General features: G+C 54.5%; 15 protein-coding genes and 1 tRNA gene. 7 read left to right on the top strand and 9 right to left on the bottom strand.

What is annotated here, in order from left to right; all coding sequences use genetic code 11:
* The 6 genes from B5D61_RS10340 to B5D61_RS25665 all read left to right on the top strand — a co-directional run.
* Positions 1 to 300, top strand: a 300-nt coding sequence (locus B5D61_RS10340) for a transposase (RefSeq protein ID WP_139373179.1), incomplete at its 5' end; no start/stop codon positions are given.
* Between the two features lie 264 nt (positions 301 to 564).
* Complete coding sequence (locus tag B5D61_RS10330) at positions 565 to 1,374, top strand: RHS repeat-associated core domain-containing protein (protein ID WP_245846521.1); 810 nt, start codon at positions 565 to 567, stop codon at positions 1,372 to 1,374.
* Position 1,375: 1 nt separating this feature from the next.
* A complete protein-coding gene (locus B5D61_RS10325) occupies positions 1,376 to 1,714 on the top strand; it encodes an ankyrin repeat domain-containing protein (protein ID WP_078813296.1) in 339 nt (112 codons plus the stop codon).
* A 193-nt stretch (positions 1,715 to 1,907) separates the two neighbouring features.
* A complete protein-coding gene (locus B5D61_RS26230) occupies positions 1,908 to 2,066 on the top strand; it encodes a hypothetical protein (protein WP_176159337.1) in 159 nt (52 codons plus the stop codon).
* Positions 2,067 to 2,111: 45 nt separating this feature from the next.
* The gene (locus B5D61_RS10320) at positions 2,112 to 2,819 is read left to right on the top strand and encodes an RHS repeat-associated core domain-containing protein (protein WP_217698958.1); all 708 of its coding nucleotides are present in this window, start codon (positions 2,112 to 2,114) and stop codon (positions 2,817 to 2,819) included.
* 260 nt (positions 2,820 to 3,079) lie between these two features.
* Positions 3,080 to 3,520: an SEL1-like repeat protein gene (locus B5D61_RS25665; RefSeq protein WP_139373178.1), complete on the top strand. Its 441-nt coding sequence runs from the start codon at positions 3,080 to 3,082 to the stop codon at positions 3,518 to 3,520.
* Between the two features lie 43 nt (positions 3,521 to 3,563).
* Here the strand turns inward: B5D61_RS25665 and B5D61_RS10310 are convergent, their stop codons facing one another.
* Positions 3,564 to 3,941, bottom strand: a complete 378-nt coding sequence (locus tag B5D61_RS10310; RefSeq protein ID WP_078813293.1) for an IS66 family transposase — start codon at positions 3,939 to 3,941, stop codon at positions 3,564 to 3,566.
* 41 nt (positions 3,942 to 3,982) lie between these two features.
* On the opposite strand from B5D61_RS10310, the gene B5D61_RS10305 reads away from it, so the two are divergent.
* Entirely contained in the window at positions 3,983 to 4,357 is a 375-nt protein-coding gene (locus B5D61_RS10305) for a hypothetical protein (protein WP_078813292.1), read from the top strand.
* Positions 4,358 to 4,579: 222 nt separating this feature from the next.
* Here the strand turns inward: B5D61_RS10305 and B5D61_RS10300 are convergent.
* The 8 genes from B5D61_RS10300 to B5D61_RS10260 form a co-directional block, all read right to left on the bottom strand.
* Positions 4,580 to 4,649: transfer RNA gene (locus tag B5D61_RS10300), tRNA-Ala, on the bottom strand.
* A 656-nt stretch (positions 4,650 to 5,305) separates the two neighbouring features.
* Complete coding sequence (locus tag B5D61_RS10290) at positions 5,306 to 5,578, bottom strand: HPr family phosphocarrier protein (RefSeq protein WP_078813290.1); 273 nt, start codon at positions 5,576 to 5,578, stop codon at positions 5,306 to 5,308.
* Between the two features lie 23 nt (positions 5,579 to 5,601).
* Entirely contained in the window at positions 5,602 to 6,552 is a 951-nt protein-coding gene (gene hprK, locus B5D61_RS10285; protein ID WP_245846520.1) for an HPr(Ser) kinase/phosphatase, read from the bottom strand.
* 72 nt (positions 6,553 to 6,624) lie between these two features.
* Entirely contained in the window at positions 6,625 to 8,460 is a 1,836-nt protein-coding gene (locus tag B5D61_RS10280; RefSeq protein ID WP_078813288.1) for a sulfatase family protein, read from the bottom strand.
* Positions 8,457 to 10,352 carry a sulfatase gene (locus B5D61_RS10275; protein ID WP_078813287.1) on the bottom strand — a complete coding sequence of 632 codons (1,896 nt, stop codon included), beginning with the start codon at positions 10,350 to 10,352 and terminating at the stop codon, positions 8,457 to 8,459. Before B5D61_RS10275 ends, B5D61_RS10280 begins: the two co-directional genes overlap by 4 nt.
* A gap of 11 nt (positions 10,353 to 10,363) precedes the next feature.
* Complete coding sequence (locus B5D61_RS10270; protein WP_078813286.1) at positions 10,364 to 11,929, bottom strand: sulfatase; 1,566 nt, start codon at positions 11,927 to 11,929, stop codon at positions 10,364 to 10,366.
* A 20-nt stretch (positions 11,930 to 11,949) separates the two neighbouring features.
* Positions 11,950 to 13,419: a sulfatase family protein gene (locus tag B5D61_RS10265; protein ID WP_139373177.1), complete on the bottom strand. Its 1,470-nt coding sequence runs from the start codon at positions 13,417 to 13,419 to the stop codon at positions 11,950 to 11,952.
* A gap of 5 nt (positions 13,420 to 13,424) precedes the next feature.
* Entirely contained in the window at positions 13,425 to 14,822 is a 1,398-nt protein-coding gene (locus B5D61_RS10260) for a sulfatase family protein (protein ID WP_078813284.1), read from the bottom strand.
* Between the last annotated feature and the right edge of the window lie 7 nt (positions 14,823 to 14,829).

The following is a 14,829-nucleotide window of genomic DNA, read 5'->3' as shown; positions in this document are numbered from 1 at the left end:
ACCGGAGAGAAGGTGGAGTTGGCCTATGTGGATCAAGGTTACACAGGAGAGCAGCCCGCCGAAGCTGCCCAAACAGAGGGCATCAGGCTGGAAGTGGTGAAACTTCAAGAAGCCAAGAAGGGCTTTGTGCTACTGCCCAGGCGCTGGGTGGTAGAGCGCTCATTTGCTTGGTCAGCGCGGTTCCGGCGTCTGGCAAGAGACTATGAACGCTTGACGACCTCCCTGGCGGGCATCCACTGGCTGGCCTTTGCCGTGCTGATGCTTAGCTCCCTCTTCTCAAGAGTTCATAACACGCTCTAGGGAGGACATGGATGATGCGATTCAGCAGTTTGAATTGGGGAGGAGCGCTATATTCGTCGAGGTTTTAAACTTGCCTCACATTAGAAGTTTAATATTTAGCGCAAATCAGAAATTGCCAACTTTGAAGTCAACCGTGCGACGTTTAGAGGCGGACTTCAATCGCTATAAAAAGAAGATGAAAAAAAGTGACCCCCATTAAGCAGGAAACGCATCGCACGCGTCCTCCGCTCGGAGAGCTGTGACAGGGAAAGGCGAGACTCAGAATTGACCCTTTATAACCGTAACAGCAGCGGCAGAAGCCAAAGCGCCACGGTGACTCGCTCCACGGAAGTATGGAATGCCCCCAAATATGTCCTGGGCCGTTTGCTGGTGGAGGCCGGAGTGGGCGAAGGTTTCTTCAATGGCGACATCGCCGAGGTGGTGGTATGCATCGGTGCGGTCAGCAGTGACAAATGTCTGGCCGTAGAAAACTACCTGGCAGCCACTTATCTGGGACTGCTTTATCTTTACCCGCACAGTTCGGACTTCCGTTACACGGGTCACTATTACCATGAGAAAAGTGATCTCCACCTAGCTCCCTACCGTGCTTATGACTCGGTGACTGGCCGCTGGATCAGTGAGGATCCCATTCAGGAGGCTGGCGGAATTGATTTGTATGGGTATGTGCAAAACAAGCCTTTGGTTGCAATAGACGAGCTTGGACTACAAACAAGTGTACAGACGCCCGCTGGTACAGCTACGCTCACTACTCTGGCTCAGTACGGTATGCTTGATGAGGCGGCGGGCTTAGCAGCGGCCGCGACTATGGCTGCCGATATTGAACGTAAAAAAGCTCAAGCACAAGAAAGAGCAGCTTACAAAAAGAGGTGTACTGAGCCAAACCCGAAAAACCTTGATCCATGTGCAACAGCTAGATGGAAATTACAAAGAAATAAGGACTGCTTGCGAATGAGGCAAGAATACTCAAATAAATGGTATGATGCACCAGACCCGTCTCACCAAAAGGAAATTGATAACTTGAAGATAGCTATTCAGGCTCTAGAAGAATTCATCAAAATTAACTGCCCCAATTAAAATGAATGTGACTCAAGTTCTTTCTGACATGGATGATCTACCGGAGTTTTGTTACGCAAATAAACCCATAAACGTCAATAGCGTGGGCATCTTTGGCAATACTCCCTTGAATATTGCCGCAACGCAGGGAAATGTTGAATCCGTTCAAATGCTAATAGCCGCTGGTGCTAATATTAACTTTCAAGGGGAAGGCGGTTCCACTCCTCTCCATGATGCAATTGAGCAAAATAATCAAGCTGTAATAGATGTGTTAATAAAATATGGGGCTAACAAAAATATTAAAAATAATGATGGATTAACTGCAGAGTCATTAGCCTCTCTTTTGAATTTAAAACTTTAATTTAGACGACGTTGGGATAGGACCGATTTAACAGTGACAACCTATAGCAGGAACTTCCTCCCATGCCAGCTTCAACAAAAGTAAACGCCATTAACATGCACCCACCTCTATTGAGGACAAATACACCTGTGACAAGCTGCGGTTATCATCTTCTTGAGGTGCACCCCCCTGGAATTATTCCGCCTCGCTGACCTTGCACAGCCGTAACAGCAGCGGCAGAAGCCAAAGCGCCACGGTGACTCGCTCCACGGAAGTATGGAATGCCCCCAAATATGTCCTGGGCTGTTTGCTGGTGGAGGCTGGAGTGGGAGAAGGCTTCTTTCATGGAGACATTGCGGAGGTAGTGGTATGAATCGGTGCTCTGAGCACGGCCAACCGTCTGGCCGTAGAAAACTACTTGGCAGCCACCTATCTGGGACTGCCTTATCTTTACCCGCACAGTTCGGACTTCCGTTACACGGGTCACTATTACCATGAGAAAAGTGATCTCCACCTAGCTCCCTACCGTGCTTATGACTCGGTGACTGGCCGCTGGATCAGTGAGGATCCCATTCAGGAGGTTGGCGGAATTAATTTGTATGGGTATGCGGGGAACGGGCCGCTGGATGCAATTGATCCGCTAGGATTATATATAAATGTATATGGTCCAACAGCTGCTGATCGAGCAGAAATACTTGCGGCCATCCAAAGCTGGACAAAAGGAAAATTGTCATTGAAAGACGGATCCAAAGATTTAAAATGGAACTTACAACGAGAGCCATACCCAGATGATGGAGAGATAGAACGGACTCTTGATGCCCTAATTAAATCTGATAAACCGTATATTATTACTCGGACAGGTGAAATGGCTTTTAGTCAGGGCGGAACATTTCAGCCAGCAAACGGAGGTGGGGGGACAATCATGATTGAACCTTCGGATTTCTGGGGAACATACGAATCAGCGGTAGGGCCTCAAGCTCCCAATTTGGGAATGATTTTGGCGCATGAATTATTGGGTCGGGCTAAGGTCGACTTGGATGGTGGAAAACATAGTAATGAATTTGCATTCAAAAAAGCTAACGCCGCGTGCGAGAGGATGGGTATTCCATTAAGAATTAGATACTAATGAATAAATTACTAGCAGTCTTCTCGGTGGTTGTAATTATCTTGATTTTATCGATAGCTACGGCATACTATAAATCAAAACGAGCGTTAGGCGATTTTCAATCCTATTATAAGTTATATAGTGTCAATGTATCAAAGGTATCTTCAACGTACTGCTGGCGTTTCTCATATGTTGCAGAAGAGAACTCGACATTTTCAACACCTGTATATGTCTCTTTTTTTGGATCCGTAATGAATCCTAGGCCTATAGTTCCTTGAACTATGAAATGCGTCATTACATTATGCCTAGTGGGTCTGTCTTTAAGCTGCTCAGCTCCTAGTCGGGCGAGTCGAGCACGGAGCTATGATTACGCCATCAGTGATCAAACGGGGCAAATTGCTCCCGAGATTGTAAAAACAGTCGAACAGGCGGCTCTGTCAGGGGATCGTGAAGGCTCGATGCGGCTCTACCATCACTATGTCCATGAGAAGCGAGAGAAAGAGGCGCTCAAATGGATCAGGCTAGGTGCTGTGCAGGGGAATACGGCTGCGATGATTGGACTCGCTGGGCATCTCGAGGATGGGCATGCTGCCGAAAGAGCCGAAGCGCAATGCTGGCAACGGATCGCGTATTATCGCGGCGATCCCACGGCCAAAGAGTTATACAAACACCTTTTTGCCAAAGAACATCAGTCTAAGCACTCGATTCTGACCCAGGATTGAGAAGGTCTCCATGATCCGCAGTCGTTTTTTACTATCCTGGCTCTTATGAGCTCCCGTTGGTCTCGGTGGGCAGCCGTGTGAAGAGGTCGGTCAGATAGGCCTCCGCGGTGATGTCTTCGCGGTGACACTTGCCAATCAGCGTGTAGAATACGGCGGCGCGATCACCGCTTTTGGGATCTCCCATGAACAACCAGTTCTTTTTGCCGATGGCACTGGGGAGGATCGCATTTTCGATCCGGTTGTTGTCGATGCAAACACGACCGTCCCGCAGGTAAACACTGAGTTTATCCCACAGGTTCAGCACGTAGCTGATGGCCTTTGCCTGTGAGACTGCGAGGTAGATGTCTGCGTCTCTGCTGCAAGCTTTGCAACTTGTGGGAGAAGAAGCTACGATTTTTAAAGTGGATGCTCTGGGGCGCATCGCGGTGACTCGTTCTAAACTCCGATGTTGGATACTCTTTGATGAAAATTATTCTTTCAGTTTTTGCGGCTGTGATCTTGGTTGCTGTAGTGGTTCTCTTTGTCAGAGAGTCGCTTATTGATCCTAGTAACAACGCGACGGATATCCTCGTCGTCGATTCCTTGGCAAAATATGCCCAACTAAACCAAAAACTGCCTGCTGATTGGGAGGCGTTTCTTCGTTTCAATCATTCTCAGGGAGACCACTTAACTGTCACAACCGCCCAATTAAATGGTCGTTTAAAAATATCATGGGGCCTTGCGAGCAAAGATGCTGCGAAGGAACCCATACTCATTTGGACAATAGCGAATAGCGAATGGATTCCAGATCCAGACTTAACGGAGCGTCTCAAAGGCTTGCTCAAACCCTCTCCATGATTGATAGATGTGCCCCGGGGATCGAGGCGCGGTGTTTTCTCGTGAGAGATTGCGTGGCCTGCGATCATCTACACATCTTCCCACTCCAAATTCAGACCTTTGACTACCCCTACTTCGACCTCCGGGCTTCACCTCGCCGAATGATCCATTGCAGATGGTGGTCACCGCAGGGCGCTAACACCCACTACACGTGGATTTTCCTTGGAATGGCAGCCCCAGCAGTGGAGACACGGGGATTCGCCCCGGACCTTTTCATTGCGAACGATACGCTCTACCAACTGAGCTATGCCCCTGGGTGTTTCTTCGGCTTAACCCATACTACCAAAGTGAAATTTAAAGTGGTAAAACCTTTCATCTCGCTCCTCACCCCACGAATGTGAAGCGTTATTTCGTCAGGCGGGTATCAGAGGGCCTTGCGGTCCAAAGGATCGCCGGATTCAGCCCAGTGCGATGCGAAGCAAGCCCTGGGTGGGTGGGAAGAGACCCACCTCTCAAAGGTCGCGGCCTGAAGGGTCGCGGGAGAGGGAATGGGATGTGGAAACGTGCCTGCCGTTCCCGCGCTCCTTCAGAGCGCGACGTGGGTTGATCATCCCTGACCGCCGGGTTCACAGGCCTTGCGGCCTGGGCTGAATCCAGCGGCCCTCCAGGCCGCGCTGATGTCTGAGGCCCTCATGAAATGAGAGGATAGAAACAGGCCCCTCACGCCCCCCACCTCACCTTTCGCGCAGCGAAAGAGCTGGGGTGAGGAGCGGGCTCGATCTTGCCCATGAATTTGATTCATTATTTCATCAGGTGGGTCTAACGTCTCAGTAGAAAAAGAAAAGTTTCCCCCGACACTTCAGTACCCAAAAACTCGTCGTGCTTCGATTCTCACGAGACGATGAATGTCGCAAACAAGGACGAAAGCTCCACCCCATGACAAAAGGAGCGATCTAAAAAGAATTTTTCTTACTCCGTATCGCCAAAGCCCGTCGCGATCAGCTCCTCCAGATCGGCCATCGCGGCTTCGGCGTCCACGCCTTCGGTAGTGAGCTTGATGGTTTCTCCACGCCCTGCGGCCAGCATCATGAGGCCCATGATGCTCTTGCCGTTCACGGGTTCATCGTCTTTTTCCACCCAGATGTCGCATTTGTATTTGCTGGCCCGCTTGACGAACTGCGCCGCCGGACGGGCATGCATGCCCATCTTGTTTCGGATCGTGAGGTCTTTGGAGAGTGTCATGCGGGTGGGGTTGGCTGGCCGGGTTAACCTATCTGGTCGTCTGCCATTTTTTTCAACAACCTTTGATCAAACTCGACCGCACTATTGTAACCAAAAGTGCGCAACTTGTAGTTGAGGGCGGCCAATTCGATGAGGCCGGCCACATCTCGCCCAGGGGCGACAGGGATATCCACTTTAGCAATGGTTAGCCCCATGATCTCGGTGCTCTGACTGGCCATGCCCACGCGTTCCAGGTCATGGGACTCTGCTAAATGCACGAGATTTACCGCCAGATCCAGGCGCTTGCTCATGCGCACAGAGCCCACGCCGAACAAAGCGGCGACATTCAGGATACCCAAGCCGCGGATTTCGATCATGTTCCGGGTCATCTCGGGGGCGGAACCGACGATCTCCCGCTCCTCGACGAGGCGCAAACGCACCGCATCATCCGCCACGAGGCTACCGCCGCGCTGGAGCAGGCCGATGACGCTCTCGCTCTTACCGCAGCCGCTCTTCCCCTGAATGAGCACGCCGATGCCCTGCACGTCCACGAGGCAGCCATGCACCAGCATCGTGGGCGCGAAGGCCCACTCCAGCTTGATGGTGGCTGCATTCAGGAACTTCATGGTGATCATGCTGGTCTGAAAGACGGAAATGCCCGCTTCATTGGCAATCGCCACCAGATCCTCACTCAGCCGATGTCCGCGTGCCACAACGAGGCAGGGGATGTCCCAGGTGCAAAGTTGACTGAACCGAGCCGCACGCAGCTTGGGGTCTAGCCCTTCCAGAAAGGAAAACTCCGAGTTACCAATGATCTGCACCCGCTTGTAAGCGAAGTAGGTGAAAAAGCCCGACAAAGCCAGTCCAGGGCGATTGACGGAAGGCTCGGAGATTTTCCGCTTAAAACCCACATCGCTACCGATCAGACGCAGCTTGAGGGCCTTTTCGTTGGTCTTGAAAAACTCTTCCACCGTGATGGAGGAGGGGCGTTTCATCTTCGAAGAGGGGCTCATGCGCGCGCACTCTAGCAAAGGAAAACAGCAGCCCAAGAACAAAATACCCCAGATTCACGGCCCAAAATCCCAACGGGCTTTCATGGTGTCACGCGCCCGGATTTCCACCTGCTGAAGAGCCATCTCTTTCCCTTCTGCGGGTGGGGTGAGACGCAGATGGATGAGCCTATCCTGCGCCGTTACGGGCAGCGCCAGGGTGATTTCTGCCCACTCTTCCGAGGAAGGCCAAACAAAGGACTTGACCTGTTCTCGCGTAAAATCAGGGTCTTTCTGCGTGCGCCAACTTACTTGGCCGGAGCCGCCCTTTCCCGCTTTGACCTTCAACCTCAGTTCTACAGGTCCAGGCACGGCCAGCTTACTGTGAGTGAGAAAAGGCTTGGCCTGGGTGGAAGCCGGAGTCCAGGTCAGGCCCTCCTCTCCCAGCTTCAGGGTGCCGTTACGACAGAGCCAGCCTTGGATGGAGCCAGGAAGGTCGTCTGCTGATTTCACGGCTGCATTCGGTTCCTGCACATGCTTTACGAGAGCCCCGATATGGTCCTGATAAAACAGCAAGTCCTGGGCATTGAACGCCTCCGCCGCACCCGCAGGTTTGAGGCCCAGGCTCCAGGTCTGTAGACGCTGCTGCAGGCGGGCCACCATCTCTGGATGCAGTGCTGCGAGATCCCGGGTTTCACCGTCCGGCTGTGTTACGTCAAAAAGGAACGGTTTTTCCGCACCGAGCTGGATGAGCTTCCAAGGAAACTCCAGCACGGCGGCCTGACTGCGCCAGCGCCAGAACAGAGCCTCATGGGGAGCGCCGGACTTCTCCTGGGTGAGGTAAGGCATCAGATCCACGCCATCCAGGGCGGCATCATGGGGCAGCCCAGCGAGGGCCACCGCCGTCGCCGCTACATCCAGATTGACCACCGGCTGCGCATAGACCTTTCCACCCGGCAGTGTCTGCGGCCAGCAAACCAGGAAGGGGACCCGCACGCCGCCATCGGTAAGCATGCCTTTTTCTCCAATCAGCGGCCGATTCAGCGAGCCATTCCACGCCCCTTTTTTGGTGGGAGCGCCGTTGTCACCGATGAAGAAGATCAGCGTGTCCTTCTCCACCCCCATCGCCTTCAGCTTCGCCCGCAGTTGCCCCAGGCCGTCATCCATGGCGGCGATCATGGCCAGAGCCTGCCGACGTTCCTTGGGCAGGTATGTCGGAGTTTGAGAAAACCAGGGCTCGGGGGACTCCAATGGCACGTGTGGGGCATACCACGCGAGGTAGAGAAACCACGGTTGCTCAGGCTTTTGTGCCCGTCGATTGAGAAAGGAAAGTGCCGCTTCCGTCTGCACCACGACACGAAAACGGGGGTCTTGCACCAGCACCGGAGCCTTCGGCAAAGGATTCCCCGCCAGATCATGCGAGGCATAATACTGCCGCATCTCCCCACGCCAGTATTCATCGAAGCCGTGCGCCTGCGGCATGTGGGTGATCAGCGGCTCAGACTTTTGCCCACGCTTTTTCTCTCCGGCCAGATCCAGGTGCCACTTGCCACACATCCCGGTGATGTAGCCTGCGCCTTTGAGTCGCTCAGGCAGCGTCAGCACATCCAGCGGCAACGGGCCGAGGCGGTTATCCTCCACCCCGAATCGGTTCTGATGCGTGCCTGTAATCACTCCCGCACGGGAAGGCACACACTGGGGGGCACTGACGTAACCTCGACTGAACCGCACGCCATCCCGGGCTAGTTGGTCCAGGTTCGGAGTGCGTATATCCGGGTCCACCCCCTGAATGGCCAGATCTGCCCAGCCATGATCATCGCTGTAGATCAAAAGAATGTTAGGCGCTTTCGCCCATGCTGGTGTGAGGCTCAAAATCAAACCCACACCTAACTGGATCAATAACAATCGTTTCATGGAGCTTGCGGATTCTGGAGCAGGTCTCGGATCAAATGGCCCTGACCATCATGCAGGGTCAAGGACTGGATCTGCACGTTTCCCTTGCCATTGGCAGGGTCCAGCCGCAGGGCATGCAGTTCCTGCACGGGGATCTTCACCTCGTGCTTCTGCCAGTCTGAGCTGAGCGCAGCATACACGGGCAGGCTGCGCTCCTTCAGAAAAGGCTCTTGCGCCGTGCGGCGGTAATACAGCACGCCATTGCCCTTGGCATCGCCACGAAGAGTCAGGCGCAGGATGAAGGGGCCTTTCGTACCGGTAGGGAGCGCCGTCGTGGCCATCCATGGATCGCCCCCAAGGCTCTCCAGCGACAGCATTGCCGCCTCAGTCGCGGGTGGAAAACGGGTGTCCTGGCTATGGCTCCAGATGCCGACCTGCCGCTGGCCCACCGTGGCCTTGGGCCGATAACCCGGATTGGCCACCGGCACCACGGCTTCCGTCTTCTGGAGATAATCGGTGATCTGGCCATTGAGTTCCTGCACGAGTTCAAGATGGCTGCGACTCACGTCGTGCTGCTCACCCACATCGCTTTTGAGATCATACAGTTCCAAGCGATCTTTACCCAGCTCATCCGCCGCATAAAAGCGAATGAGTTTCCAATCTCCGCGCCGGACAGACGTGCTGGGGGCAAAGCCCTCGATATCACTGCGTCCACCATGCGGAAAATGGCAGAAAACCGGCTCACGTGGGCTGACGGCGCCCTTCAACGCTGAGGCGAAACTCACACCATCGAAACGCAGTTCGTTAGGCCAAGGCAGCGTTAAAAGTTCCAGCAGGGTCGGAAAGAAATCCGTGCTCTGCACCACCTGCTCCGTCGTAGCGCCTGCCGAGATGTGGCCTGGCCAGCGCATGATCAGCGGCACCCGCGTGCCACCTTCATAGATGCTGGCTTTGCCACTGCGAAAGGGAGCATTGCTGGTCACAGGTATCTTGCTGTAGCGGCCACTCTTGGTCGCTTCCTTGGGCACATTGTGCCAAGCCCCATTGTCACTGGTGAAGATGACCAGGGTGCGATCGGCAATGCCCAGCTCCTCCAAGCCATCGGTCAGCCTCCCCACGGCATCATCCAGGCTGCGAATCATGGCCGCATAGAGAGGATTGTGCTGGCCAGCCTCGGCATCGGCACGTGAGGCTGCTTCATCGATATACTCCTCCTTAGCCATCCAGGGTGAATGCACGCTGAAGGCCCAGTAATTAAGAAAGAATGGTTCATCCCGATGCGCTCGCATAAACTTCACGGCCTCCTCCGCCATACGATCCTCAATGTGATCTCCCGGCTGACCTTGTCCTTTCCAATAGGTCCAGGGGGCGAAGTAACCGTTGCCTCCGCCCGGCCCTGGCCCCGGTGTGTGAGGAAGATCCACCTCGAAGCCCTGCTGCAGCGGCGAGTAAGGCTCCGGCCCCAGGTGCCATTTGCCAAAATGTCCGGTGCGATAGCCTGCTGCCCGGAGCACCTCTGCCAAGGTCGGATACTCAGTCTTCAGCCGGGTGACAGAGTCCGCCACCCGTATCTTCGCGGTTGGATTGGCTTTCACCAACCGTTTCTCCAGGATCACCTCGGGCACATGGCAAACCGGTGCCGTGATGCCAAGCCGTGCCGGAGCCTGCCCCGTCAGAATACTGGCCCGCGTGGGTGAGCACAATGGACTGGCCGAATACGCCTGCGTGAACAGCAGACCTTTTTTCGCCAGAGCATCGATATGCGGTGTGGGATGAAAGGTGCTACCGTAACAACCCACATCATGCCCGCCCAGGTCATCGGCCAAAATGAATACAATGTTAGGCCGATCCCGTCCTTGTACGGTTAGGCCCCCGAAGAGGCTGAGAAGCCCGGTGAAAAGCAAACTGCGCATGACTCCGATGTTTACTCAATGATGGGATCGCTGCGTTTCACCGTCTTGCCTTCCCAGACGGCTTCATCGGTGGCCTTGTCATAAGTCAGCACCCGGCTGGCACTGTTGGGTGCGGGCGGCACATCGATCTTGGGTAGCCATTTTTTATGCTCTTCAATCACCTTCGCATACTCAGGCTTACCGGCTAGGTTTTCCCACTCATTCGGGTCCTTCTGCATGTCATAGAGCTCCTCGCTGCCATCGGCATAGTGGATGTAGCGCCAGTTTTCACTGCGCACGCCGTGGTTCCCCTGGTTGTGGCTGGTGACCGCAGGACGCTCACGTTTAGCTAGGGCATCTTTGAGCTGAGGGATGAGGCTGATGCCTTCCAGATCCGTTCGTGCAGGCAGGCCAGCCAACTCGATCAAGGTGGGATAGATATCCAGCAACTCCGCAGGCTGCTGGGTGCGTCCCCCCGCCGTCACGCCAGGACCGGCAAAGATGAGAGGTACCTTGGTGCCCCGATCCCACAAGGTGTTTTTACCGGTGATCTCTTTTTCACCCAGATGCCAGCCGTGATCTCCCCAGAGAACCACAATGGTGTTATCAAGCTGACCGCTTTCCTCCAATGCCTGGATCAGGCGCCCGACCTGAGCATCCATAAAACTGGTGCAGGCCAGATAGCTGCGCACCAGATTGCGCCACTGGTTGTTTTCCTTCACCCACTTCAAACGCGGCTCGGGCAATTCCCAATGCAGATACCAGGAAAAACGCGGTGTGTCTTTGCGATCTCCCTCCAGCACCGGAGGCAAAACACTGTCGTCATCAGGATAAAGATCGAACCACTTCTGCGTGGCATAGCAGGGCACATGCGGCAGAAAGAACCCCGCCGCAATGAAGAAGGGTTTGTCTTTGGGGGCCTTCTTGATCTGCTCCGCCGTCCAGGAAGCCACCTGATAGTCCCCTTTGGAGCTGTCATCGTTGTCCAGAGGCCACACGCCCCAATCCATCGCGGGATGATCCCCCATCGGAGTGGGGGGGATCAGCTTCTTGGGAGGCTTTGTGCCGACGCCGCCATAGGGTGCCGTGACCTGAAACTCGGGCGGCATTCCAGCATCTGCAGCAGCTTTCCCCTGCCCTTGTTTCTTCGCGGCTGCCTTGGCACCTTTTCCCCCACCGCCTCCACCGGTGCCGCCGTGATAAATCTTGCCTGTAGCAGCCGTCAGGTAGCCGTTATTGGCAAAGTGCTGGGGCAATGCCACACGATTTTTCCACTCAGGCAACGTGCGAAACCACGGAGCCAATCCATACACGCCGGTCGTCGTGGGACGCAGGCCTAACAACAAACTTGTTCTCGAAGGATTGCACAAAGGCGCATTGCAGTGCGCATTGAGAAAAACCGTACCGCGAGCTGCGAGCTTATCGATGTTCGGCGTTTTCGCCATCGGATGCCCGCCGAGCGTGCCGATCCAATCGTTCATGTCGTCAATGGCGATGAACAGCACGTTCGGTTTCTTGGCGGAGGCCTCAGCCGCGTGTGCTTGCCCGAGCCCAGCCCAGAGGCCACTGCTTAACAGGAGAAAAATGGAGAGTTTCATGGTTGGTAAAACAAAACGAGTCAGTTCAGCTTCTTCTTTTTCGGTGCATTCTTGCTGATCGCCGCAGGGTTCTTAGCATGCCGCCGCTCGATCGGCAGGAGCGCCCCTCCTCGCGCATTCATTTCACGATCACAGAGCGCTCGCATTTCTTTGAGCACTTCCCCCTGAGCAGGATCATTCGCCAGATTCTTCAATTCATCACGATCCGTCTTCAGATCGTGAAGGAACTCGAAGGGCGGTTGTTGATCAAAGTATCTCGCATACACATACCGATCCCCCCGGACACCTTCCCAGGTCAGCGTGGGTGCGAGGTCCAGATGCTCACAAAAGAAGTGTGTGCGCCAATCTGGAACCTCCTTGCCTTCGACAATCGGCACCAGACTGCTGCCTTCATAAGCCGTGGGTTTCTTCACCCCAGCCCAATCCACCAGGGTCGCCGGAAGATCCACATTCAAAGCCATCGGGGAAACCACTCTTCCGCGCTTTTCCCGAGGCAAGCGCGGATCATAGATCACCAACGGCACTCGCAGAGATTCCTCATAGTGGGACCACTTGCCCTGAAAGCCCCGGTCCCCCAAGTAGTAACCATTGTCCGCGCTATAAACGATGATGGTATTGTCAGCGAGCCCTGCTTCTTCCAATGCCTTCAACACTCGGGCTACCGCCTTATCGATGCCGCTAATCATGCGGTAATAGGCCCGCACATTGATCTCATATTTCTCCGGGGTGTCATACCCCCAAAAGAATCGCTCACGATTAAGGCTGTCTTTAAGGAACTGCGGATGCCGTTCAAAGATCTCGGGAGTTCCCAAGGGCGGCGGCGGAATGGAGCGATCGTCATAGAGTCCATCCGTGGACTGAGGCCAAGGATACAGACCAATGCCCGGACGGTGATCGCTATCCTCGGCATGGGCCGCATTGAACCACAAGTTAAGGGCAAAGGGTTTGTCCTTCGGCTGTGACTTGAGAAACTCGATGCCTTTATCCGCAACGATGTCGGTCTCATGGCGCTTGCTGCCATCCGGCATCGTTTTGAAATACGGGTTTCGCCCGATCATCTCGTATTCATCATACTGAGCGGCGGGATCGAAGCCTGCGGGTCCCTTGAAGTGCCATTTGCCGAAATGACCTGTGCGGTAACCCGCCGATCGGAGGACTAAAGGCAAGAGAGTGGGTAACGAACTCGGTTTCACCGTGGGCACCGCATCGGGTTGCGAATGCGTGCGTGCCCATTGGCCCGTTAAGACGATGGCTCGACTCACCCAGCAGATCGGTGTGGTGACAAAGGCGTTTTCAAAGCGCACCCCTTGAGACGCCAGACGGTCAATCGTCGGTGTCTGCACAATCGGGTGCCCTGAACAACTCAAGGTGTCATAGCGCTGATCATCTGCAAAGAAGAACAAGATGTTAGGCTGCTTAACCGCTGCTAGGGAGGGCAGTGCCTGCAAGGCCAGCGTCCCAACGAGAAGAGCGAGATGAAATCGTGACATGGGTTTCATTCTGCGGCTGACCACTCCTTCGGTTCGTCGCTCCATTCGGTGAATACCTTCCTCTCCGTCACCGGCCACCACGCAGCGATCTTGTCTGCCAAGCGCTTGACGATCTCGGGATGTTCTTTGGCGACATTGTGATTTTCTTCAGGATCGGCCTTCAAGTCATAGAGCTGTGGGCGTTTCTCTTCCCGAGGATGGCTCTTGGCATAACGGCGGCTCAACTCGCCATCATAGGTGAGCAGGAGCTTCCACTGTCCTTCGATGGCCCAGCGATACAGAAGACTCTGTTCGGGTTTATCCACGTTCGCGACGTCGTGATCGAAGCCTTCACCATACAAGGTGTCCCTCTCCAGCTTCTTCCCTTCCGTCATCAGAGGCATAAGATCCAGACCGGGAAGATTCTCCGGCACACGAGCACCGGCCACCTTGAGCAGAGTCGGCACCAAATCGATGCTGCTCACGAGATCGTCATACTTACCGGGTTTGATCTTCCCCGGCCAACTGATCAAGATTGGCTGGCGGATGCCACCTTCATTGGGAGATTGCTTTGACCGTGGTGCATAGTTCTTGCTATGGGGGTCCTGTATCCAGCCGTTGTCACAGATGTAATAAACCAAGGTGTTTTCGGTCAGGCCTTTCTTATCCAGGTAGTCCAGAAGCTGTCCGCAGGTTTCATCAAACCACTCACACATGGCGTAGTATTTGGCCACTTCGAGCGAGTCCACCTTGTCGCGATACTTGGCCAGAAAACGCTCCGGCGGATTGTGCGGTGTGTGTGGCATGAAGGGGGAATACCACAGGTAAAAAGGTTTCTGTTCCTTCTGAGCGAGGTCCACAAAGTCAAATACGGGCTGCAGCCCTTCCCGGCCGATCTTCAGACCATCATCACCATGACGGCCGCCTTTTTCAGGAAAGCCACGCGTCATGCCATGGGTGAAACCACCCCGCTTGTAGGACCCCTCCCACCACTTGCCTGACTGATGCGCCAGATAGCCGCGCTCGACCAAGAGCTTGGGCAGATTAGGCAGCGCATCCATGTGCTGAATCAGGCGATTCCGAAGATCGTTATACTCGGGCGAATCAGGCTTCGCCAGTGAGGGTGCCGGATCATTGCCCGAAATCTTATGCTGATGAGCATACAACCCCGTAGCCAACGTGGCTAGGGAGGGGCGGCACAATGCCGTGGGCACATACCCCCGAGTGAATAGAGCACCGCTGGCGGCCAGCTTGTCCAAATTCGGTGTCTTGATCAGCGAATGCCCCATGAAACCGTAATCGGTATAGGCTTGATCATCCGAAAGGATGAATACAATGTTAGGCGGAGCCTCAGCAGCACGAGCGAGGCCAGCCCACAGAGAGAGGCTCACGAGAGCGAATTGAAAAAGGGATTTGAGCATCATGGTTGGA

The sequence above is a fragment of the Prosthecobacter debontii genome, assembly GCF_900167535.1.
Taxonomy (GTDB): Bacteria; Verrucomicrobiota; Verrucomicrobiia; order Verrucomicrobiales; family Verrucomicrobiaceae; genus Prosthecobacter; species Prosthecobacter debontii.
Note: the sequence above shows the minus strand (reverse complement) of the source record. Positions and strands in the feature narration are given on the sequence as shown.

Coding starts and splice junctions, on each gene's coding strand:
- B5D61_RS10280 (WP_078813288.1), bottom strand. CDS start 8,460: ATGAAACGATTGTTATTGATCCAGTTAGGTGTGGGTTTGATTTTGAGC.
- B5D61_RS10305 (WP_078813292.1), top strand. CDS start 3,983: ATGAAAATTATTCTTTCAGTTTTTGCGGCTGTGATCTTGGTTGCTGTA.
- B5D61_RS10290 (WP_078813290.1), bottom strand. CDS start 5,578: ATGACACTCTCCAAAGACCTCACGATCCGAAACAAGATGGGCATGCAT.
- B5D61_RS10310 (WP_078813293.1), bottom strand. CDS start 3,941: ATGCGCCCCAGAGCATCCACTTTAAAAATCGTAGCTTCTTCTCCCACA.
- B5D61_RS10275 (WP_078813287.1), bottom strand. CDS start 10,352: ATGCGCAGTTTGCTTTTCACCGGGCTTCTCAGCCTCTTCGGGGGCCTA.
- B5D61_RS10325 (WP_078813296.1), top strand. CDS start 1,376: ATGAATGTGACTCAAGTTCTTTCTGACATGGATGATCTACCGGAGTTT.
- hprK (WP_245846520.1), bottom strand. CDS start 6,552: ATGAAACGCCCCTCCTCCATCACGGTGGAAGAGTTTTTCAAGACCAAC.
- B5D61_RS10270 (WP_078813286.1), bottom strand. CDS start 11,929: ATGAAACTCTCCATTTTTCTCCTGTTAAGCAGTGGCCTCTGGGCTGGG.
- B5D61_RS25665 (WP_139373178.1), top strand. CDS start 3,080: ATGAAATGCGTCATTACATTATGCCTAGTGGGTCTGTCTTTAAGCTGC.
- B5D61_RS10265 (WP_139373177.1), bottom strand. CDS start 13,419: ATGTCACGATTTCATCTCGCTCTTCTCGTTGGGACGCTGGCCTTGCAG.
- B5D61_RS10260 (WP_078813284.1), bottom strand. CDS start 14,822: ATGATGCTCAAATCCCTTTTTCAATTCGCTCTCGTGAGCCTCTCTCTG.